Below are 21,426 nucleotides of genomic sequence, written 5' to 3' on the forward strand. Positions count from 1 at the left end.
TCAAAATGGTGATGCCAAACCAGCCACCACATAAATCACCTGGCAAACGATGCGCCCGCAGACTCGAATTGATCGCAGATGACATGCCGGGGGCGCTCGCACACTGAGCACTTCCATAGGACGAGCCACACTGCCCGATGTATCCCAGCACTTTCTCGGGCGACCGTTCGGGGCACCGGTTATCGCCCACCCGCCACTCATACTCGGACAGTCTGCGGATTTCTAGATTTTCGACTGGGCAGGGCGCGGCAGACCGAGACAACCACGACATTTGGTCGTCCGAACCGTCTGAACTCCTACCTGTCTTGCCCACATCCGGTGTATTTCGGATGCTATCTTTCATTGCATTCCTTCATGTTGGATCACACGTGGCGAGTGGCGCTTGATGGTAGCGGTAGTCCAGGCACCTGGTAGCGCAGTTCTGAAGAGCCGGTAGCGGCCCGGGTTTTGCGCCCGGGCCGCTTCGGTCACTCCCAGTAGGTCTCGTGGGCGCGGGCTTGGTCGTTGCGGTGCCGGCGCATGTCAATCTGGCCGAGGTTGATGATCCGGGCGTTGTTGGCGAGGCGGTTCACGATCGAGTCCGCGGCGACCCGGTCGGGCAGCTCGGCGACCCAGTGCTTTGGCCCGGTCTGCGAGGCGATCATCGTGGGTAGTCGGTGTTCCCTGTTCGCGAGGATCGCGAACAAGTCGCTGGCGGCGTCGCTGTCGATGCCGACTGTGAGGAAGTCGTCGATGATGAGCAGGTCGATGTTGGAGAGCTCGTTCAACAGCTTCTGATGGGCGATTCCGTCGCCGCGGGCGATGACAAGCCTTCGGGCGAGGTCGTCCATCCGGAAGTAGAGAACGGAGTGCTCACTCTGGCAGGCGCCGATGGCCAGCGCGCAGGCGAGGTAGGTCTTCCCGCCTCCGGTGGGCGAAATAATGAGGAGGTTCGTCGCATCGGAGCGCCAGTCATGGGCGGCATAGCGTCGCATTCTGACTGGGGTGATCCCGCGCCCGTCGCGGTAGTCGACCTCCGCGACCGTGGCCCCCGGGATCGGGAAAGCAGCTTGGCGGATGAGCTTGTCGACCTTGTTGATACGACGGGACTCCAACGCGTCGTCGACCGCGGTCAGGAACAGCTGCTCGGGGGTGAGGGTGTCGTTGCCTTCGTCTTGGATGAGTTCCTCCAGGCGCGTCGCGACGTGGGTCACGCGCAGGGCCCGGAACTTGTCGTAATCGATGCTGGTGAACATCACTTCCCCTCCTCGTCGCCTGCGTAGTGGGAGGCATCGCGGACGTAAACGTCCGAGATGGTGTCGCGGAACACGACCGTGTTGCTGCGTTTGCCTGTCGAGGCTGCCGGGGTCACCGGCCGGGGCTTCTTCGCGTCACTATCGATCGCCGCCATCAACCGTTTCAGCGTCGAATACGTCGGATGGGTGCCTCGGTTCACGAGTGCCTGGCAGGCCGCCTCCAGCCGTTCCCGGTTGTTCTTACCGAGCCCGTCGAGGATGTTCTGGCAGGCCAGGTAGCCCTGCGCCTCGATCACCTGGCTGTCGAGGATGTGCTCGATCACCGTGACGGTGGCCGGCCCAACGCTGCGCGCCCGGTCGATGAACCACCGCCTTGACCACAACCCGTCGATATCGCGGTGCTGCGGCGGGACGTGGTCCGGAAGAGTCGAGTACTGGCCTTTCCTCCCCGTCAGCCGAGGATGTTCGCAGATGCTCTCGTGCCCGTCGAAGACCGTCACCAGGGACGACGTCAGCCGAACCCGCAGCAGCTTGCCCGCCAACCCGAAGGGCACGGAATACCGTTGCGTGTCCGCGGTGACGTGGTAATTCCGGGCCGCCTTCAGCTCCTTCCACTGCACATCCTCGAACCCGGCATCGGGCAAAGGGCCGAGCAACTCGCGCTCCTCCATGTCGAAGCGTTCCCACCTGGTCGTGTCGTCGGCGCGGCGGATGTCATGGTTGATCTCACGCACGCGCTCTTCGATCGCCGTATTCAACTCGCTCAGCGTCGTGAAGACGTCGTCCTCGAGGTAGCCGATGACTCGTTTGTTGACCACGTTCACCGCGTTCTCCGCAGCCGCCTTATCGCGGGGTTTCTTCACTCGGGCCGGGACAATCGCGGTCTGGTAGTGATCCGCGAGCTGCTGATACCTCGCGTTGACGACCCGCTCCGCATCGCCCTTATGTGTCTGGTGAGTGGAGGTCGTCGGGTTGTCCGGCACGACGATCTGCGTCACGCCGCCGAAGAATGCGAACGCTCGAACGTGCGCATCGAGCCACGCCGGGGACTTCATATCCGCGTAAGCTCGGCAGAACAGAAGCCCTGAAAACGGCAACACCGCGACGAACAAGATCGCTCGGACCACCTCGCCGGTGATCGTGTCAACGATGTCCATCGTGTCGCCGGCCCAGTCGACCAGCATCGCCCGACCCGGCTCATGGCGCAGCACCGCGACGAGATCGTGGGTGCGGAGGTAGCCGGTGAACAGGGCGCAGAACTGCGAGTACCCGTACTTTTTCCCGGCGTCCTTGGCGTCGACGTACCGACGCCACGCCAGCAGCAACGTGAAGTGCCGGTTCGCCTTCATTGATGCCAGAACCCGAGACAAGTCGGGCTGGTCATACTCCGCCGACACTTTCCGGCGCCCGTCGGGGAACCATTCCGTCAGCTCGGCGTCGCTGACCGCGACCGCCGAGGTGACACCTCGTTCCTGGACCTCTTGCCGGACCCGGGCGACGTCGCGATGCGAGCACCCAGCGATCTCTACGACTTCGCGGTAGCTCCGCCCCTCGAGCAACAACCCCAATATTTTCCGATAATCCGCCATGACCCGCCCTTAACAATGGAACGACAACGCCTTGCGCGTTGTCCTTCCACAGCCCAGCAGTTCATTAGCGCCAGCGCTACCGTGTTCCCGGAATCCTGCTACCGAGTCGCTGGACTACCGCTACCTACAAGCGCTACTCGCCACAAACGATCTAGGGAGAAACCGTTCTGTCTGCGTTGTTAGTGGTTGGTGAGGCTTTTGAGCCAGCCGGCACGGGGTCGCTGCTGCTCGCCCTGCTGGGCGGCCAAGATCACCAGAACAAAAGTGACGGCTGGGGTAATCCATTGCAGCACTCGCTGTTGCGTCTGAGCAGATGCCAATTCCGCAGAGGTATCCGACGACGGTTCGGTCACGCCCGCGCTTCTTTCGTTCGTGTGCTCGGCCATCCGAGTGCCGAGGATTCCCGAGTACATGGACGACCCAATGGAGACGAGGGTCAGGACTAATTTCACCCCGGTATTAGCGCGGGCGCCTGGTTGTCCGGCGAGTCGGGCCTTGTTTGCCGCGATCAGCCCGGCGCCGCCAATACCGTGCGCAGCCAACGCCGCCAGCTGCACTGGAGCCCACCTCTTCCACCCCACCGAAGCCAAGGCCACTCGTTCGCGAGGATTATTCGCAGCAGCGGCAGCGCCGTTAAGCCCCACAGCCCCCATGAGAGAGCCGCCAAACCATGCGGCCAATCCGATGTCGTGCAGACTGCGTACGAGAGTATTTCGAGATGACATGTACGTGCTCCTTAACTTGTCCATTCCGGGTCGAGTGCTTAAAAATAGGACGTGTTTTCATCCACAAACGTCACGGATATCCCATAAGAATCGCGGCGGCTCGCAGCGTGGCGGCGATAGGCAACCGGCTCTGCGGCACCGAGCGGTTATCTTTTCGTTATCGAGGCGCACTCGGCATGAACGCTTGAACGCGTTTTTTTCGCTTCACTGTGGTTTGTACCGCCGCAGGCCGTGCACCCTGCGGATACGCCGATATGGGCCTACACTGACGCCGTGAGTGAAGCCAAACTGCGGACTGCAGCGGTCATCTATAATCCTGTGAAGGTCGATATTGACGTGCTTCGGGAAGCCGTGAATAAGGAATCGGCTGCCGCCGGGTGGGCGGAGAGCGTCTGGTTTGAGACATCCGTCGACGATGTTGGTCAAAATGTGACCGGCCAAGCGCTTGCCCACGGCGTGGATCTGGTCATCGTTGCTGGTGGTGACGGAACCGTTCGTGCTGTTGTGGAAGCTGTCCGGGGCCATGACGTGGCCGTCGCCCTTCTGCCTTCAGGTACGGGCAACCTTCTTGCCCGCAACCTGAAAATGACGCTGAACGACCTGCCCGATAGCGTTCGTTCCGCGTTCACGGGGGAAGACCGCACCATCGACTTGGGCATGATTCGTCTCGAGCGGGAGGACAAGACTCGGGAAGAGCATGCGTTCGTCGTCATGGCCGGTGCCGGTCTCGATGCAAAAATGATCACTAACACCGACGAAGATTTGAAGAAGAAGGCCGGATGGTTGGCTTATGTCAGAGCGATCGTTGCGTCGTTACGCGACCCTGACGAACTGCATGTACAGTTCTGCCTCGATAACGGCCTCGCCAAGCGAGCCACCGTGCACACCCTGATCCTCGGCAACTGCGGGTCGCTGCCCGCCAATATCTTGCTGATGCCGGAGGCAGTCCTTGATGACGGACTCTTCGACGTGATGATGACTCGGCCAGGGGGCGCACTCGGGTGGATTCGCGTGTGGGTGAAAGTGGCCTGGACCAACGGCATCGTCCGCCGAACCAAAGCAGGCAAAGCCCTCGCCGGAGAACATCAAAACGATACCGACCTCCACTACGAAACCGGAGCGGAATTCACCGCACGCTTCTCCCGGCCCGAAGAGATCGAACTCGACGGTGACGCATTCGGCAAAGCCGTCGCGTTCAAAGCCTGGATCGAGCCCAGCAAGCTCCGCATGCGCATCCCCAGAACCAGCGAATAACGCCATGGCGGCATTGCCCCTTGGGTCGTAGGCATCTCTGAGCAGATTTTTGTTTATGCTGGTCAGAGCAATTTCTGTGTTGGCGTCTCCGCGAGTCACAAGTCACTCAAAGACTTGACTTTAGTCGCCGTGTCGCAGGATCAAATCTACTGAATATGTCTATTACCGGGACTTTTCCATCGGTTGTCGGATTTCTGAATACAGCCGCCACCGACTGTCTTGATGACTTTCTGGGGGAGTGCTGGTCCCTGCCTGGACGATTCCACGCACTCTTTCCGACCGCTCTCGCGGACCTGGATCAGCCGGGGAACGCTGCGTCGTAGACAGCTCGCAGCTCGGCACTGTCGGCCCCGGTCACGCCGCATCCCGTGATCGTTCCATTGATTGCGCCGACGAGGTAGCTCTGGCCGACTTGGAAGGGCACGCCCGAGAAGTCCGAGGCCGTCTCGTCGACCTGCGCCACCTCCACGCGGTCGGCGACCTCGCCGACAAAGCGCTCCGTGACCTCCAGCACAACGGTGTTCCCCTGTATCTGCAGCACCGTCGCTGCGAACGCCTGATCCTGCGCCGCGACGGTAGCCGGCTCGAGCACGAGGCAGCTGCCACTCGCCAGGCCTCCGCCCATGGACGGCTGCAGCGACTCGACAGTGGGTTTCGGACCACCGAGAACGAGGGGCGCGACGATTGCAGCGGCGATGGCGAGGCCCGCGGCGACGCCGGCCACGGGCATCCACCGCCGGAACGCGCGTCGTGGCTCCTCGGGGGTGACAGCCGGGGTGGTGACGGACTGGTCGGTCATGATCTGCTCCATTCTGTGGTCGATCCATGTGGGCGAGGCAGGGGGCAACGCGCGGGCCGGATCGGCGGCGCGCAGCTCATCGCGCAGCGCATGGTCATCGTCGTGCATCGTCGCTCCCTTCGTTGTGAGTTATATGTCCGGTCGGGTGGCCGGATTTCAGTAGCTCCTGCTTGAGGCGCGCCTTCGCTCGGTGTAGGCGGATGGCCGCTGCGTTCGCGCTGATGCCGAGCACAACGGCAAGCTGCGGGCTCGTCAACTCGTCCCACGCCCACAGCCGGAGGATCTCGGCGTCGTTTCGACGCAGGTGGGTGAGGGCTGCGGTCACGCGGGCCGCCACGGCGGTGCCTGCATCGACGGTGGATGCTGCGGGGTTCTCGTCCGCAGTGGCCGGCGGCGGGTCAAGGGCGATGATGCGGCCGATGAGGCGCGTGCGGCGACGCTGGGCGCGTTGGACGTTGCTGAGGCACTGTCGCGCGACGACGATCGCCCACGGGAGAGCGTCATCGGGCACCTCGTCGAGGCGGCGCCAGCACACGAGCAGGGTGTCGCCGATCACGTCGTCGGCCGTCGCGGCGTCGGTGCGGCGGCGCAGATAACGGCGCACAGGGTCGCCGACGAGCACGACAAGGTCACGCATACGCTTCTCGCGCTCGGTGTCGGTCACAACTCTCATACTGAGGCATGTCCGGCACGGGCGCGAGGATTTCAGGCGAGGTTGCTCCCGCACCGTTTCACCTTGTTGGTTTCCGGCCTGGGCCACGTCTATGTCTCTCTACGTGGGCCTTGCAGAAGGGCGTGGTTTGGATGCTGGCTGCGGTGTCGACGGCCGCCTCATCGTGACTTTGTTGCCACCCCTCACTGACATCCGTGCATAGGGAGGTGATTGCTGGTGGTTCATGCGAGCGCGCAGGGCTGCGCGACGCGCTGCGGTCATCCGAATCCCCGCGAAGAAGTGAGTGCTGAATTCAGCGAACGGGAGGAAATTCGCGCGCGTTGCGGAGGAAAATCATTCCCTGGTTCCCTCTCGACCCAAGCCTGACTTGGTTTCGCGAAGGTGAGTATTCGAGCCGTTGAGCCCCACCCGATCGTGCCGTTGAGCCCCACCAGTCGTGCGGAAGAGCACCAGGGGTGGTGTGGCTCAGCCCCACTGGTGCTCCCCGTCACCGATTACGCGGTCGCGAGGGCGGCTTGTTCTCTCATGTTGTAGGTGCCAGTGTCGACCCAGGTCGTGTTGTGGATGATGCGATCCATGATGGCGTCGGCGTGAACGCCGGCGCCGAGGCGTTGGTGCCAGTCCTTCTGCTGATACTGGGTGCAGAACACCGTCGACGTCTCGCCGTAACGGCGCTCCATCAGCTCCAGCAGCATCGTCCGCATCGATTCCGTCGGCTTATCCAGCAGCCACTCATCGATGACCAAGAGCGTGAAGGCGGCATACTTCCGCAGGAACTTTCCCGCCCCACCGGTTGTATCCTGGGCGGCGACCCAAGCTTCCTCGAGGTCGGGCATTCGGACGTAATGGGCGCGGATGCGATGCTCGCAAGCACGTTTGGCGAGAGCGCATCCTAGATACGACTTTCCCGACCCGGTGAAGCCTTGGAAGACGACGTTCTGTTGCCGGGTGACGAACGAGCAGGTCCCGAGCTGGGTCAGCACCTGCCGGTTGAGGCCGCGCTCGTCAAGGAGGTCGATGCGGCGCAGATCCGCGTTCGGATAACGAAGTCCCGCCCGCCGGATCAGCCCGTCAACCTTGGAATGCATGAACGTCGAGTAGGCGTCGTCAACAACGAGCCGGACCCGTTCCTCGAAGGTCAGGCTGATCGAGAGAATCTCGTCCTGCAGGTCGATGGCCTGCAGGAGCTCGCCGGCGTTCATCTCGCGGAGCTTGCGTTTGGTCTCACCGTCCAGAGCGCTCAACGGTTCCCTCCGGCGTAATAAGCGCTGCCACGAACGTAACCGCCATGGTCCGGTTCCGGTTCAGGGGCCTGTCCGGTTTTGTCTTGCCCGGTATCGAGGATCGGTCGCAAATGCGCATAACGCGGAGAGCGGACCGGGCCCCGCAGCGCGAGTGCGCAGGCGGCCTCGACCCGGGCCGACGGGAAACGGCGCGAGAGTTTCAGCACGGCCAGTGCGGCGTCGAAGCCGGCCTCGTCGATGAAGACGGTCTCGAAGATCTTGGCCGTCACGGTGAGTGTTGCCGGCCCGATCCGCGCGGCCCATTCCTCGATCCGAGGTCGGTCCCAGGCCTGGAAGCTGCGCCCCTCGGGCAAGTCCGCATCGTTGGTCCGATACTGGTTGCTGGTCGTTGCTGGCAGCAGCAAATGGCTGGCCAGACGCTCATCGCGCCGATAAACCTCTAACACCGTCTCGGTGAGGCGAAGGTCCACCAGGGCGCCGATGTGGCTGAAGGGAACGGAGTAGAAATTCTTGGCCCAGACCACGTGGGCGTTGGCGTTGACCTTGCGTTTATAGGACCACGTGCTGATTTCAAACGGTGCCGCCGGCAGCGCCTGCAACAACGGCTTCTCCTCGGTGGTGAACACGCTGAGGCGGGACCCGACACGTTTCTGGAAAGGCTCCCGGTTGTAGGCCTCCATCTGTTCCCGGATTCGCCGGCGCAACTGCGCCAGCGAGGTGAACGTCTCCTTCCTCAAACCGGCGATGACCCAGGTCGCGACATGGGCCACCGTGTTCTCAGTGCTACTTTTGTCGCGCGGGTGCCGAACCCTCCCGGGCAGCACCGCCGCCGAGTAGTGCGCCGCCATTTCCCGGTAGGCATCGTTGAGAACGACTTCGCCCTCCTTGGGGTGGGAGATGACTCCGGTCTTCAAGTTGTCCGGCACCAGGCGCGGGACGCTGCCGCCGAAGAAGGCGAACATCGCCGTGTGCGCACGCAACCACGCCTCCTGCCGCATATCCAGGGTCGCTTCAACAAACGCATAGCGGCTGAACGGCAGGCACGCGACGAATAAATACACCTTCGACATCTCGCCCGTCGTCGGGTCGAGCAGTTGCATCGTCGGCCCGGACCAGTCGACCTCGATGCTGCGGCCGGCTTTGTGGCCGACCCGGGATGTCGCCCCCGAGACTGCGGCGTGCTCGGCATAGAGCCGGCAGAACCGGTCGTAACTCATCGTCGCCTGCGCCATCGCTGCCTGGTCGACATACTCCTGGTGCAACAGCTTCAACGTCACTCCCACCCGCGCGAGTTCGGTATGCACCCGGCCCCAGTCCGGCTGCGCGAAGACAGACTCGTGGACGCCGCGGCCGGGGAACAACGTCGAATACACCGCGGCCTCCGACAACTCGGCGACGTCATCCCAGCCGAGCCCGAGCCGCTCTGCAGCATCGAGCACCGCTCGAATGCTGTGCCGGGACATGCCCTGGGCGGACTCGATCGCCCGTCGCGACAAGCCCTGATTACGAAGCTGCAGGATCTGCTTCGCTTTGATCTTCCGTACCATTACCGGTACTCCTTCCACCAGGTGGCGCTCACCTGGTGGAAGGAGCTTTTCAGGTGGGGCTCAACCACGCCGGTAGTGGGGCTGAACGATGCAAGTCACGCATCTGAACAGTGGGGCTCAACCGCACCATAGGTGGTGTCCATCGAAGCCAATATTCAAAGGGCCACAAAAGTGAAAAGCCCGGGTGAAAGATACTTTTTTCGCCGGGGCTTTTCTGCGGTCAGAAAGCGTGTCGCTTGCATGGTTGGAAAATAACCAGAAGCAAGCTGAGCAAACACAAGCGGCGGGAATCTGTAGCGAGCATGTCGTTCCTCTCGCCCACGGACACCGTAAAGGCTCCACCGGACCACGCGGGGCGTACTAGATGCGCGCGACCGGACGCAGGAATGGCGGAGTCGATCCATATCACCAACGAAATCGCCATCTCCGAGCATGACCCGCATTTGAGAACAGCACGGGGGCTCGGCGCGGTCCAGACCGGCTAGAACGGAAACCGGCCGGTGCATGAAGCCGGCGCTCAATCGTCTCGTTTACATCCAATCCAGTCGAGTCGCGATCCTTCGCTGAGCTGGGACAGATTCGCTCCGGTTGTCGGTTCCTAACGTGTGGTTGCTGGGACCGAGTGCGGAGGTGTGGTCATCCTCACTCGGTGGCCGAGTGCAGACTGAACGCAGTGTCCGCCGTCGGTACGGTGAGGGGTGTGTGCTCTCCGGACACAATGTCGCGGATGACGGCGATCGGCAGTTTTGGCTTACGGTTCGCGTCGGTCAGCCCGTTGGTTTCCTGCATCGTGTCCGTCAGCTGGGTGTAACAAAAACCGGAGAGAATTGAGTTGTCCCGAAGACTGCCCACGAGGCCAGACACGCGACGCCTAAAGTCCTCAGGGCTCGTTGCTGTTGTGTAGCCCCAGGAATCATCGACATCATCTAGTGCGAAGCTGACCCCGCCGAATTCAGTGACCATGATCGACTGGCCGTCGATCTCGCGGGGGACGAGCTGCAGGCGACGGCCTGCAGGCCCCATGCCCGAAACAAGGGCACGGACGGCGTCGATGTCTCGGTAGTGCGCGTCGAGCTTTTCGGCAGTGCTGGCATAGTCGTGGATCGTAAGGATGTCAGAAACGGCGTGTTCCCAGCCGTCATTGGAAATAACGGGACGGGTCGGGTCGAGCGCTCGAGTCAAGTGATACAGCGACTGGGCGAAGCTCAACTGCGCGTCGTCGTGTGCGATCTGTTGGACACCCCAACTTTCGTTGAGGGGGACCCAAGTGACGATTGACGGATGCGATCGGTCGCGGCGCACGACTTCGGTCCATTCGCGGGTTACTCGCGACACTGCCTCCGAAGAGAACTCGTAGGTGCTGCCCATTTCTCCCCAAATGAGCAAGCCGAGCCGGTCCGCCCAGTAGAGGAATCGAGGGTCCTCGACCTTTTCATGGATACGCGCGGCGTTGAAACCGAGGGCCTTGATCAGTTCTACCTCGGCTCGGAGAGCTTCCGCCGAAGGCGCAGCGAGGTGCGACTGTGGCCAGTAGCCCTGCTCCAACACTGAACGTACGAAGTACGGCCGGTCATTCAGCAAGAACCTACCGCCCGCGACGCCGACGCTACGAAGCCCGAAATAGGAGAAGGACTCGTCGAGAATGGTCCCATCCTCAGCAATTATCGAGACGTGCGCGTCAATCAGTTGCGGGTTTTCCGGGGACCACAGGAGGGTTTCATAGGACTGGCCGTTCGCCTGTCCAGCAATCTGGATGGTTGCTTGTGATCGCGGTTCCCGGGTCAGGAACGACTGTCGGGCGAGAATTTCGCCTGCAACGGAGAGCTCCACCTGAACGGTTACGCTCGCCGCCGGTCGTCGGATCAGCTCTACCTCGATCGCTACGCTCCCGGCTGGTACGTTCGGAGTCCAGGTCAGTGCCTCGATGTGCTGATCTGGCACGGACTCGAGCCAGACCGGCTGCCAAATCCCGGTGGTGCGGTGATACCAGATGACGTGCGGATCTTCCAGCCAATCCTGCTTGCCTCGTGGCTGAGTGACGTCGTGGGGATCGTCCTCGGCACGAACCACGAGCACGCAGGTCTTTTGGGCCAGGAGAGCTTCGGTGACGTCAAAAGAGAACGGCGTTTGGCCGCCCTCGTGTGACCCGATGAACTGTCCATCGATCCACACGGATGCGCGGTAATCGACCGCCCCAAAATGGAGGATCACCCGGTCACGTGCGCGGGACCGACCACTCGCGGCCACGTCATCGGGTGTGATGAGGCGGGAATACCAGACGACGGGGTGGAAGCCTGGATCTGCAATTCCGGACATCTCGGATTCCGGCGGGAATGGAACCGTGATGACCCGGCCAAAGTGCTCAGCGTTCTCGAACCACTTCTCGCTTCTGCCGAGGTCGTGATCGTCGTGTTCGAATGCCCACTCGCCGGCGAGATCGTGCCAATCCGGGCGAACGAGTTGGGGGCGGGGATAAACGCCACCCTGAGTGCTGGCAGAAATCGGGAGAGATCGGGACATACCGCAATCATGCCCATAAATTACAGCGCTGTAAAGTCTGAGTGATATCTGAGCCCTCAAGGAGCGATGGGAGCGCTCTCCCTCACCTCGAGTGAATGCCCCACGATCATGTGGCGGCCAACGCCCCGATACCCCGCGATTCTTTCCTCGAGGAGGCTGAAGGCAGCCGCGGCAATAGCAGCCTTGTCCGGCGCCACCGAGCTAAGCGTCGGGGACGTGTATGCACCCAAAAAGGTGTTGTCCCAGCCAACCACGGCCACATCTCCGGGTACCGATCGCCCGGAATCGTGGAGGGCTTTCAACGCTCCAATCGCAAACCGGTCGTCGCGACAGACCACGCCGTCAAAAAGTGCCCCACGCTCAGTCGCCTCGACGACCGAACGAAGGCCCGCTTCAGCCGTGAACTCCGACGCCGTGAAAACCAATCCAGGATCGAGTTGAACCCCCGCCTCTAGAAGTCCCTGTTGGTAGCCGAGAAGACGCTGATTCGTCGAGCCCGTGATGTCTGCCGCGACGACTCCGAGAAAAGCGATGCGTCGACATCCTCTCGCTAGGAGATGCCTCGTGGCGTCGAGAGCAGCCGAAACGTTGTTGATCATCACGTGATCTGTCATCACAGGCATAGCCGCCTCACCAAGCAAGACCAGCGGAGTGCCGGAATCGAGCTTCGCAATGTCAAGGGAGTCCATGCGCACGGGGTGAAAGATAACGCCATCGACTAGTCCCGCCTCCCGATCACTGAGTACCGACCGCTCCGCGACGGGATCACTCAAAGTTTGTTCGATCAGGACTCGGTATCCCCGTCGAGTGGCCTCTTCGGCAATGTGACGGGAAAGTTCCGAAAAGTACGGGTGGTCGATTTCGGGGATTGCCAGGGCTATCATTCCGGTTCTTCCGGTAGCTAGACGCCGCGCCGTCAGATTCGGGCGATAGCCGAGCTGGTCGATGGCTGTTTGCACCCTTTTGCGAAGTGCTGGGGCCACGTGGGGGTAATTGTGAACCACGTTCGAGACGGTCTTCATGGACACGCCCGCGAGCTCCGCGACATCAATCAGTCGAACCCTTGCCATGTCTGTCCTGTCCCATCCAGTTTGGTCCTGTCCATCCTAAGGTGGTTGCGGTCAGGCCCTGTTAGAGACATTGGTCGCGGATTCTCGAGGAGTGGACAAACATCTTTCCAGCGCTGTACATTTGCGGAAGGTGCTCACGACCACTCCGAAAGGGTCGGGGATGGGTGGCCTGCTTCGCGCATGAGTCTCGGAGCGTTGTTTTCAATGAGGAGGACGAACGATCATGAACCAGAAAGATTTCTCGGGGCGGCGAGCAATTGGGGTCACCGCTCTTGGTGCCGCACTGATGCTGGTACTTGCCGGATGCTCTGCGGGCGGAGCCGGGCAGGCGGCGAGCGAGCCCTTCACTGGTGAATACACGGGTCCCGAAGTGGAGCTGTCCTACTGGAATGGCTTCACCGGCGGGGACGGTCCGTTCATGGAGAAGATGGTTTCCGAGTTCAATGCGGATCATGACAACATCAAGGTTGTCTCGAATACGATGCAGTGGACCGACTTCTACCAGCGTCTGCCCGCAGCGGTGACCGCCGGTGAGGGGCCCGACGTCGGCGTGATGCACCTGGACCAGCTCGCGTCGAATGCCGCGCGGAACGTCATCGTACCGATCGACGATCTCGCCGAGGACCTGGGTCTGACGGGGGCAGACTTCACCGAAGAAGTCTGGGATGCCGGCGTCTATAAAGACGCCCGATACGGCATTCCCCTTGATGTGCATTCCCTGGCTATGTACTACAACACCGAACATTTCACCGCCGCTGGGATCACAGAAGCCCCGACCGATGCGGCTTCTTTTCAAGATGCGCTCGGCAAGCTCAAAGCAGCTGGCTATGAAACTCCATTCTGGATGCCGACGAGATGGCCTAGTCACCTCATGAACCTCTCCCTTCTGTGGCAGAACGGTGGTGAACCATATGGTGCCGACGGAGCCACGTTTGATTCAGCAGCCGGGGTCGAAGCCCTTGAATGGCAGCGTTCCATCGTGGAGGACGGTTACAGCCCGAGTGACGTCGCCATTGACTCTCAGTACGTTGCCTTCAAGAACGGTGAGACCTCGATCACCTGGGACGGCATTTGGCAGATCAACGATCTCGCGGAGTCTGGTCTTCCGTATGCCGTCGCCCCGGTCCCCACGATCGGCGACACGGATGCAGTATGGGCCAACTCCCATAACTTCTTCCTTCCTCGCCAGGCCAACGCCGACCAGAACAAAGTCAACGCGTCTAAGGTATTCATCGCTTGGATGAGTGAGCAGTCTGCCGAGTGGGCAGGATCGGGCATGATCCCGGCTCGTCAATCTGTGCGCGATGCGGGTGCCCTCGTGGGCCTGCCGCAAAAGGCAATCGCGGAGACAATCGACTCGATGCGCTTCTTGCCGCCCATCCCCGGCATTGGTGGGGTACAGGCCGAGACCCTCGAAATCGCAGTGGCCGACGGGGTTCAGGGAGCGACGTCGTCGAGTGAGGCGCTCAAGAAAGCCGCCAGCACAGCGACGAAACTCATGGACGACAACAAAGCTTCGTTCGGAGAATGACGGATGTCGACGAAGGTTGGTGAGCGCGTCCTCCCCGCGGGGAGGGCGCGCCGCCCCTCGGCTCTCGACCAGGAGTCGCAGAAGAATCGTGGAGTGCGAGCAGGCACTCGGCAGGAAGGAATAGCAACACCCTGGCTATTTCTTGCCCCCTACCTGCTGCTTTTTGGCAGCTTCGTCATCCTCCCGGCAGTTCTAGGCGTGTGGATCAGTCTTCATTCCTGGGACTACACACTTCCAAACAAACCCTTCGTCGGCCTCGACAACTACATCGCCTTGTTCTCGCCCGGATCGACGGTTTTTGGCCCGTTCTGGGGATCCATGCGGGCCACCGGAATCTTCACGGCACTCAGTGTGCCACTGCTCCTGATTGTCCCCCTTGCTGTCGCTCTACTCATGAGCAAGAAGTTTCCGGGACGGGACTTTCTCCGAGCCATCTACTTCGCCCCCTACGTACTCGGCGTCGCTGTCATCTCGGTGCTCTGGCGATACCTGCTCGACAACAACATCGGGCTCGTCAACCACTATCTGGGACTTCTCGGGCTTCCCGACGACACGGCGTGGACAACCACGACGCCCGCCGTATGGGTCGCGCTCGTGGGAGTGACCGTTTGGTGGACCCTCGGATTCAACGCCGTCATCTACCTCGCCGGTCTTCAGGACATCCCGATCGAACTCTATGAAGCGGCACGTGTTGATGGAGCCGGACCGTGGATGCAGTTCCTGCACGTGACGATTCCCGGGCTCAAGCCCATCCTCTCGTTCATCACGATCATCACTCTGCTTGCGTCCGCCAACATGTTTGGCCAGTCCTATCTCATGACTCAGGGCGGCCCCGGACGTGAAACGCGCACGGCCATTTATCAGATCGCTGACACGGGTTTGCGCAACTTTCAAATGGGCAGCGCCGCGGCTATGAGTTACGTACTGACCATCTTCCTCATGGCGATCAGTGCTTTTGTCTTCTACCTGTTTCGCGAGAAACAGCCCAAGAAACGTAGGGGGGTGCGCTCGTGAGCAATTTCACGACCATGATCACTGCCAGATCCCGTGCACGCCGCGCACGCCGGCGGAGTGTCACAATTGCTCGAGTCGTCGTGCTCGGCGCGATCGCGATCGCGTTCATCAGCCCGATCATCTTCATGATCGTGACCAGCCTCAAGACCCGGGCGGACGCGACGGCTATTCCACCATCGTGGATTCCCAATCCGATTTCTCTGCAAGCTTTCGCGGCTATCCTCGCTCCCGGGACCTCGACTCCGGTGCTGCAGTGGTTCGCGAACAGCATGATCGCCGCTGCCCTCAATGCCACGCTTGTCGTCATCACGGCGTCACTGGCGGCGTATCCACTGGCGCGAATGCAGTTTCGCGGCAAGAACTTCGTCTTCGTCATCATCGTCGCGACGCTACTGGTGCCGCCGGTCATCCTGGTCATCCCCAACTACCTCATCGTGAGCGAACTGGGGTGGCTCAACTCGCTCGTCGCGATCATCATTCCACCGGCGGCATCCGCCTTCGGAGTGTTCTTCATGCGACAGTTCTTCGTGGGACTGCCGATCGAGTTGGAGGAGGCCGCCCGGCTCGATGGGGCGAACCGATTCGTTATCTTCATGCAAGTGGTTCTGCCGCTCGCGAAGCCAGCTCTTGCAACACTCGCGCTGCTCGCTTTCCTCGGCAATTGGAATGACTTCCTCTGGCCTGTCTACGTTTTGTTCAGCCCGGAGGTGCAGACACTGCCAGCCGGCCTGTCGACACTTCAATCCGCAAATGCGGTGCGGTACGACCTCCTGATGGCCGGCGCGGTCGTCGCTAGCGTGCCCGTGCTGGCACTGTTCATTTTTCTCCAACGCTTCATCATCGAGGGCGTTTCTCGCTCCGGTGTGAAGGGATAGATTCCGATGAATTCCGCTCGCCGCGCAGCGATAGCGTGGATACCTGTAGCCCTCATCGTTGCCTTCTTGGTCAGCGGCTGCACGGCGGCTGCGAAGCAGCCGGCACCCCCGGTGCCTGCCGTAATCGGCGCCCCGGTGCTCAACGCGAACTTCCCCGACCCCGACGTGGTGGAAGTAGACGGCACGTACTTCGCTTACGCGACCAACGACAACAACCGCAATGTGCAGGTCGCCTCCTCCAGCGATCTTCTCGACTGGGAGGTATTGCCTGACGCGTTGCCGAATCTCCCGAGCTGGGTTATTCCGGGCAAGACCTGGGCACCTGAGGTAACGAGACTCACCGATGATTCTTTCGTCATGTACTTCACGGCGACGAATTTTGCGCCAACGCTGCAGTGCATCGGCGTCGCCACGGCCAGCGACCCGGCCGGACCGTTCACCGTTCAGGGCGACGCCATGATCGTTTGTCCCGAAGACGAAGGCGGCGCGATCGATGCGAGCACAGTGGTCATCGACGGCGTCTTGCACCTCGTCTGGAAAAACGACGGAAACTGTTGCGATCTCGACACCTGGATTCAGACGGCCGCGCTGTCTCCAGACGGGCTCAGCATGACGAGCGACCCCCTCAGAATCTTGAAGCAAACGGAGCAGTGGGAGGGCAGCCTTGTCGAGGCTCCGACCATCATTGCTCGAGGTTCAGGACTCGTGCTGCTTTGCTCCGCGAATTCCTATAGAGACGACAGCTATGCGGTCGGTGCTGCAACGGCAGCATCAGTCGACGGGCCGTGGACGAAGGAAAAGGGTCCGATCCTCTCGACAGAGGGTTCGGGAAATCTGTATCGCGGCCCCGGTGGCCAAGACCTCGTCCAAGGCCTCAGAGGCAAGGATTATCTCGTTTTCCACGGGTGGGACCAGGACTATACGTACCGCGGACTGCACGTGGCGGAAGTCGAATGGAACGCCAACATTCCTCGGGTGGTGATCCCCGAGTAGCTCAGTCTTCGCCCGAAATCCCATGTTCGTCCAGTGAATGGTGTCTCTATGTCTCTCGCTCCGCTGTCGGGAACCCAATTCGTTCTCGAGGGTTACGGCTACACCGCCTCGATCGCGAGCATTGGAGCGAGCGTACGATCGCTTCAATATCACGGACGGAACCTCATCGTGCCGTTCGACGCAAACCAGGTGCGTCCCTTTTTCCGCGGCGCTATTCTCGCGCCGTGGCCGAACCGAGTCGTGGGTGGAAGGTATACATTCGGAGGCGTCGAGCAACAGCTCAGCATCACTGAGCCGTCGAGGGGACACGCTCTCCATGGTCTCGTGTCGTGGTTGAATTTCGCCTTAGTCAGGCAGGCGTCCGATCGGCTCGCTCTGGAGGCTACCGTCGAGGCGCAGCCTGGCTACCCCCACCGAGTTACGTTGGAAGTTGAGTTTGCACTTGACGCCGGGGGCCTTCGAACGGTGGTGACCGCAGTCAATACCGGTGGCAATGATGCCCCTTTTGGCGTCGCACCACACCCCTACCTTGTCGCCGGCGAGGGTCGCGTCAACGACTGGACGCTTGAAATCCCCGCCAGGCGAATTCTGACCGTGACTCCTGACCGTCTCATTCCGCTTCACCTTCGTGACGTCGGTGCTGGAGGTCTTGCTGCCTTTGACTTTCGCGCTCCGCGAACTATCGGTGACACCTTCATCGACCACGCCTTCACGGGTCTCGATCGTGACGAAGAAGGAAAATCCACAGTTCGATTGACGACGAACGCAGGCAGTGGAGTGGAACTGAGCTGGGGTGGCGAATGCCCGTGGGTGCAGGTGCATACGGCTGACCAACTCGAACCTTCGACGGACAGGATTGGACTAGCCGTCGAACCAATGACCTGCCCGCCGGATGCCTTCAACTCAGGGGTCAACGTGAACGTCCTTGAGCCAGCAGACTCCGCGCGCGCCTCCTGGACCATCCGAGCAATTGACTAAGCGTGCAAGGCGGCTGCAGATTTGAAGAGACATGGATCGGACGGATCATTCTGTCTTGATTCCATCCCTCCACGTTGATTCTGGGCACGCAGGTCAAGCCCTTCGCTGCCACATCAGGACGACGTTAACCACCGCCTCTAAAACTGAGCTGCGAAATTCCGGACGAGAATCTTCGGCGCAGGCGCATGTGCCGGGCCCGACAATGCCGCACTTCAGTCTGGTTCGGGAAGGACGCCGCCGCCTGGCCCAACTGCGTACGGTCGAGATACATAGCTTCGAGGCTGCCTCAGCTCAGGCCGAGGTGACAGGGTTGGCCCTCATTGACGGCAGGTGCGTTGCGGCGGCGCGCTGTCCAGCGGCCAAATATTCGCAGGTTTGTCCCATTTGGGTGGTGTGAATGCGAGTTCAGATTTATCATGTTGCCATGAAAAGCAAGAAACATGATGTGCTGTTGAGCACGGCTTTCGTAGAAATTGCTGATCGTTTGGTGTCGAAGTACGACACGTTTGATGTGCTGCGAACCCTTGTCGATCATTGCGTTGCGTTGCTTGATGTCACCGCGGCAGGGATCGTGTTGGCGGACAAATTCGGGGACCTGCAGGTTTTGGCTTCCACGAGTGAGGCGAGCCAGCACGTGGAGTTGTTGCAGCACCGAGCCGGGGCTGGTCCGTGCGTTGATGCGTATCGCTACGGCAGGGTCATCACGTTGAGTGATATCAAGGCGGAGGGCGACAGATACCCTGCCTTTCGAGCGGCGGCGTTGTCTCAGGGGTTCCAGTCTGTTCATGCCATTCCGATGCGGGTTCGTCCCGACACCATCGGGGCGCTGAATCTCTTTCGAAATGACACGGGCTCGTTGACTGTGGAAGACGCGAGGATAGGTCAGGCTCTGGCCGACATGGCGACTGTCAGCATTCTCTACGAGCGAACCGTACGAGAAGATGCCGCGATGAAGGAACAGTTGGAGCGGGCCGTGGGTAGTCGTGCCTTGATTGAGGAGGCCGAGGGCATCATCGCCCAGCGTCACAACGTCGATTTGGATGAAGCTTTCAGGATTCTTCGCGCCTACTCTCATGCACAGGAGCAGACGCTGCACATGAGCGCTGCACAGATCATCACCAACCGCAGTCTGGTCTAGCGACCGCACCGTCCACACGGCCATGAAAAGAAGGCAGTCACAGAGTCGCGAACGGCCCCGTGTGGTGGCTCCCTGTCACGCCGGGCCTGCTGCCGGCGCCAGGGGCCGATGAGGATCGGTACGGAAAACTAGACTCGGTCTCGCCCGGCGCAAAACCGAACTAACGGGCGGGTTTGGTCACGTCCCGCCGGTGGCGTAATTCATCGTCACCGGGCAAATCAATGGCGGGTTGCCCACCATTTACCTAGCTGAATCAACCGGGATCGACCAAGAGTGTCCGGCTATGATCGGAGGTAGTGAGCCGTTCGGTTTGCTGCAAAGACATGGGAACCCGTGAGGTTCCGAGAGACGAGCCGGCGGTCCCGATGATGCGCACCGAGATGTCCTTGCGTACGGCTATGTACAACAACGAGCTCGTCCTGCATTACCAGCCTGTCGTGGACCTGACCCTGGGGGCGGTCGTCGGCGTCGAGGCCCTGGTCCGCTGGATGCACCCGAGCGATGGCTTGATCGGACCCGACCAGTTCATTCCCGTCGCCGAGGCCAGCGGCTTGATCGTCGCGCTAGGCACGTGGGTCTTGGACCAGGCGGCTACGCAAGCGGTGCGTTGGCGGGCCGAGGGTCTCAGTCTTGATATGGCGGTCAACTTGTCCACCCGTCAGGTCGCCCACCTCGACCTGGTCCCAACCGTCGCGCGGGTCCTGCGAGAGACCGGTCTCGACCCCCATCGCCTGGTGTTCGAGGTCACGGAGTCGGCGGTGATGGAAGACGCCGAGGCTGCGGCTGCGGTGCTAAATCGTATTACCGAGATGGGCGTCTCGCTGTCCATTGACGACTTCGGGACCGGGTACAACTCATTGGTCTATCTCAAGCGCTATCTGATCCGCTCACTGAAGATCGACCGCTCGTTCACGGCGGGGATGGGTGTCAATGCCGAAGACGACGCAATCGTCGCGAGCGTCATCGGGCTAGCCAAAGCGGTCGGCGGCTCCTGCATAGCCGAAGGCATCGAGACCCAGGAGCAGTACGTTGCACTGCGCTCCCTCCGTTGCGGTTTCGGGCAGGGCTGGCTGTTCGGCAGGGCCGTGCCCGCAGAGGAGTTGCCTGAGCTCATTGCGGAGTGCGAAGCGAAGCTGGCCGCCCTAGCGCTGACCTTCCCCCAGGAGAACGAGCACCGTGATCAGACCGCTGACCGGCGTGACCAGGTCGCTGACCGGCGTGACCAGGTCGCTGACCAGCGTGACCAGATCGCTGACCAGCGTGACCAGATCGGCGACCAGCGTGACCAGACCGGTGACCAGGCCAGCGACCAGCGCGACGAGCGCGACCAGGCCAGCGACCAGGCCAGCGACCAGCGCGACCAGGCCAGCGACCAGCGCGACCAAGCCAGCGACCAGCGCGACGAGACTGGCGACCAGCGCGACCAGACCGGCGACCAGCGCGACCAGACCGGCGACCAGCGCCGCGACCAGACCGGCGACCAGCGCCGCGACCAGACCAAGAACCAGCGCGACCAGACCAAGAACCAGCGCGACCAGACCAAGAACCAGCGCGACCAGACCAAGAACCAGCGCGACGAGACCAGGAACCAGCGCGACCGGGCCGGCGACCAGCGAAATCAGGCCAGCGACCAGCGCGACCAAGCCAGCGACCAGCGCGACCAAGCCAGCGACCAGCGCGACCAAGCCAGCGACCAGCGCGACCAAGCCAGCGACCAGCGCGACCGGGCCTAGTTGTATTGACCTCGATAGCTCGGGTGGATTGGCCGGCTGATCCTTTCATCGCCCTGACCCTCGAAGGAACGGTGTTTACGGTGGCCCGACCGGCTCCACGATCGAGGTCGACCGGGCCGGTTGGGGGCTATTTCATGAGGGCGCGCTTGACGCGGTAGGACCCGACACGAAACTGGAGAAGCCGGCCGTGGTGCACGATGCGGTCGATGACAGCAGCGGCCATGTTGTCGTCACCGAACACCGTTCCCCAGCGAACTGAGGTTCCCATACGTTCGTCAGGCCGCTGAGTGCCGCAATCCCTGTGGGGAGAAGTCAAGCATGGTCGGCGCGGCGGGGTGCGATCTCCTCGATCGAGGAGCGAAATATGAGGCAACGCCTCACGAATCGAGGCGGGCGGGAGGTATGCGAAATGACGCCGAAAGCCCGGCTGCGCGTGGTGAGCGACAACTCCCCAGGCGAGCGGCTGGCCGATGTCATTGAGACGATGGTATTCCAGCGGCAGTGCGTA

General features: G+C 61.5%; 17 protein-coding genes and 1 pseudogene. 8 read left to right on the forward strand and 10 right to left on the reverse strand.

Features of this window, described 5'->3' with window-relative positions:
- Window positions 1-467: 467 nt before the first annotated feature.
- From BJ997_RS05615 to BJ997_RS05625, 3 genes are all read right to left on the reverse strand, one after another.
- Window positions 468-1,235: an ATP-binding protein gene (locus tag BJ997_RS05615; protein ID WP_035840905.1), complete on the reverse strand. Its 768-nt coding sequence runs from the start codon at window positions 1,233-1,235 to the stop codon at window positions 468-470.
- A complete protein-coding gene (istA, locus tag BJ997_RS05620; RefSeq protein ID WP_035840902.1) occupies window positions 1,235-2,824 on the reverse strand; it encodes an IS21 family transposase in 1,590 nt (529 codons plus the stop codon). Before istA (BJ997_RS05620) ends, BJ997_RS05615 begins: the two co-directional genes overlap by 1 nt.
- A 179-nt stretch (window positions 2,825-3,003) precedes the next feature.
- Window positions 3,004-3,549 (reverse strand): hypothetical protein, encoded by a 546-nt coding sequence (locus tag BJ997_RS05625; protein ID WP_035840779.1) that lies wholly within the window; start codon window positions 3,547-3,549, stop codon window positions 3,004-3,006.
- A 273-nt stretch (window positions 3,550-3,822) separates the two neighbouring features.
- Between BJ997_RS05625 and BJ997_RS05630 the strand changes: the two genes are divergently transcribed.
- Window positions 3,823-4,803, forward strand: a complete 981-nt coding sequence (locus BJ997_RS05630) for a diacylglycerol/lipid kinase family protein (RefSeq protein WP_052542829.1) — start codon at window positions 3,823-3,825, stop codon at window positions 4,801-4,803.
- A 298-nt stretch (window positions 4,804-5,101) separates the two neighbouring features.
- Here the strand turns inward: BJ997_RS05630 and BJ997_RS05635 are convergent, their stop codons facing one another.
- The 6 genes from BJ997_RS05635 to BJ997_RS05660 all read right to left on the reverse strand — a co-directional run bounded on the left by BJ997_RS05635 (window position 5,102) and on the right by BJ997_RS05660 (window position 12,656).
- Window positions 5,102-5,710 carry a hypothetical protein gene (locus BJ997_RS05635; protein WP_035840773.1) on the reverse strand — a complete coding sequence of 203 codons (609 nt, stop codon included), beginning with the start codon at window positions 5,708-5,710 and terminating at the stop codon, window positions 5,102-5,104.
- Window positions 5,697-6,266 (reverse strand): RNA polymerase sigma factor, encoded by a 570-nt coding sequence (locus BJ997_RS05640; RefSeq protein WP_052542831.1) that lies wholly within the window; start codon window positions 6,264-6,266, stop codon window positions 5,697-5,699. The genes BJ997_RS05635 and BJ997_RS05640 overlap by 14 nt, the downstream gene beginning before the upstream one ends.
- A gap of 503 nt (window positions 6,267-6,769) precedes the next feature.
- On the reverse strand, window positions 6,770-7,519 hold the full coding sequence (locus BJ997_RS05645) for an ATP-binding protein (RefSeq protein WP_183323283.1): 750 nt from the start codon (window positions 7,517-7,519) through the stop codon (window positions 6,770-6,772).
- On the reverse strand, window positions 7,516-9,066 hold the full coding sequence (gene istA, locus BJ997_RS05650; RefSeq protein WP_035841013.1) for an IS21 family transposase: 1,551 nt from the start codon (window positions 9,064-9,066) through the stop codon (window positions 7,516-7,518). The genes BJ997_RS05645 and istA (BJ997_RS05650) overlap by 4 nt, the downstream gene beginning before the upstream one ends.
- Before the next feature lie 642 nt (window positions 9,067-9,708).
- On the reverse strand, window positions 9,709-11,586 hold the full coding sequence (locus BJ997_RS05655; protein WP_052542237.1) for a glycoside hydrolase family 2 protein: 1,878 nt from the start codon (window positions 11,584-11,586) through the stop codon (window positions 9,709-9,711).
- Between the two features lie 56 nt (window positions 11,587-11,642).
- Entirely contained in the window at window positions 11,643-12,656 is a 1,014-nt protein-coding gene (locus tag BJ997_RS05660) for a LacI family DNA-binding transcriptional regulator (protein ID WP_084141204.1), read from the reverse strand.
- A gap of 223 nt (window positions 12,657-12,879) precedes the next feature.
- On the opposite strand from BJ997_RS05660, the gene BJ997_RS05665 reads away from it, so the two are divergent.
- From BJ997_RS05665 to BJ997_RS05695, 7 genes are all read left to right on the forward strand, one after another.
- Entirely contained in the window at window positions 12,880-14,187 is a 1,308-nt protein-coding gene (locus BJ997_RS05665) for an ABC transporter substrate-binding protein (RefSeq protein ID WP_035836613.1), read from the forward strand.
- A 3-nt stretch (window positions 14,188-14,190) separates the two neighbouring features.
- Entirely contained in the window at window positions 14,191-15,201 is a 1,011-nt protein-coding gene (locus tag BJ997_RS05670) for a carbohydrate ABC transporter permease (RefSeq protein ID WP_084141203.1), read from the forward strand.
- Window positions 15,198-16,076, forward strand: coding sequence for a carbohydrate ABC transporter permease (locus tag BJ997_RS05675; RefSeq protein ID WP_236628950.1), 879 nt, complete (start codon window positions 15,198-15,200; stop codon window positions 16,074-16,076). The genes BJ997_RS05670 and BJ997_RS05675 overlap by 4 nt, the downstream gene beginning before the upstream one ends.
- A gap of 6 nt (window positions 16,077-16,082) precedes the next feature.
- The gene (locus BJ997_RS05680) at window positions 16,083-17,069 is read left to right on the forward strand and encodes a glycoside hydrolase family 43 protein (RefSeq protein WP_052542236.1); all 987 of its coding nucleotides are present in this window, start codon (window positions 16,083-16,085) and stop codon (window positions 17,067-17,069) included.
- Between the two features lie 48 nt (window positions 17,070-17,117).
- Window positions 17,118-18,047 carry an aldose 1-epimerase family protein gene (locus tag BJ997_RS05685; RefSeq protein WP_035836612.1) on the forward strand — a complete coding sequence of 310 codons (930 nt, stop codon included), beginning with the start codon at window positions 17,118-17,120 and terminating at the stop codon, window positions 18,045-18,047.
- 424 nt (window positions 18,048-18,471) lie between these two features.
- Window positions 18,472-19,185: a GAF and ANTAR domain-containing protein gene (locus BJ997_RS05690; protein WP_035836611.1), complete on the forward strand. Its 714-nt coding sequence runs from the start codon at window positions 18,472-18,474 to the stop codon at window positions 19,183-19,185.
- A gap of 380 nt (window positions 19,186-19,565) precedes the next feature.
- The gene (locus BJ997_RS05695) at window positions 19,566-20,918 is read left to right on the forward strand and encodes an EAL domain-containing protein (RefSeq protein ID WP_268871364.1); all 1,353 of its coding nucleotides are present in this window, start codon (window positions 19,566-19,568) and stop codon (window positions 20,916-20,918) included.
- 127 nt (window positions 20,919-21,045) lie between these two features.
- Here the strand turns inward: BJ997_RS05695 and BJ997_RS05700 are convergent.
- Window positions 21,046-21,171 (reverse strand): annotated as a pseudogene (locus BJ997_RS05700) (ATP-binding protein); the annotation flags it as partial.
- Window positions 21,172-21,426 lie beyond the last annotated feature (255 nt).

The organism is Cryobacterium roopkundense (genome assembly GCF_014200405.1).
Lineage (GTDB): Bacteria > Actinomycetota > Actinomycetes > Actinomycetales > Microbacteriaceae > Cryobacterium > Cryobacterium roopkundense.

Excerpts from the sequence above, each read along its gene's own strand:
- BJ997_RS05665 (WP_035836613.1), top strand. The coding sequence starts at position 12,880 with ATGAACCAGAAAGATTTCTCGGGGCGGCGAGCAATTGGGGTCACCGCT.
- BJ997_RS05655 (WP_052542237.1), bottom strand. The coding sequence starts at position 11,586 with ATGTCCCGATCTCTCCCGATTTCTGCCAGCACTCAGGGTGGCGTTTAT.
- BJ997_RS05685 (WP_035836612.1), top strand. The coding sequence starts at position 17,118 with ATGTCTCTCGCTCCGCTGTCGGGAACCCAATTCGTTCTCGAGGGTTAC.
- BJ997_RS05680 (WP_052542236.1), top strand. The coding sequence starts at position 16,083 with ATGAATTCCGCTCGCCGCGCAGCGATAGCGTGGATACCTGTAGCCCTC.
- BJ997_RS05670 (WP_084141203.1), top strand. The coding sequence starts at position 14,191 with ATGTCGACGAAGGTTGGTGAGCGCGTCCTCCCCGCGGGGAGGGCGCGC.
- BJ997_RS05690 (WP_035836611.1), top strand. The coding sequence starts at position 18,472 with ATGAAAAGCAAGAAACATGATGTGCTGTTGAGCACGGCTTTCGTAGAA.
- BJ997_RS05660 (WP_084141204.1), bottom strand. The coding sequence starts at position 12,656 with ATGGCAAGGGTTCGACTGATTGATGTCGCGGAGCTCGCGGGCGTGTCC.
- BJ997_RS05695 (WP_268871364.1), top strand. The coding sequence starts at position 19,566 with ATGTCCTTGCGTACGGCTATGTACAACAACGAGCTCGTCCTGCATTAC.
- BJ997_RS05615 (WP_035840905.1), bottom strand. The coding sequence starts at position 1,235 with ATGTTCACCAGCATCGATTACGACAAGTTCCGGGCCCTGCGCGTGACC.
- istA (WP_035841013.1), bottom strand. The coding sequence starts at position 9,066 with ATGGTACGGAAGATCAAAGCGAAGCAGATCCTGCAGCTTCGTAATCAG.
- BJ997_RS05625 (WP_035840779.1), bottom strand. The coding sequence starts at position 3,549 with ATGTCATCTCGAAATACTCTCGTACGCAGTCTGCACGACATCGGATTG.
- BJ997_RS05635 (WP_035840773.1), bottom strand. The coding sequence starts at position 5,710 with ATGCACGACGATGACCATGCGCTGCGCGATGAGCTGCGCGCCGCCGAT.
- istA (WP_035840902.1), bottom strand. The coding sequence starts at position 2,824 with ATGGCGGATTATCGGAAAATATTGGGGTTGTTGCTCGAGGGGCGGAGC.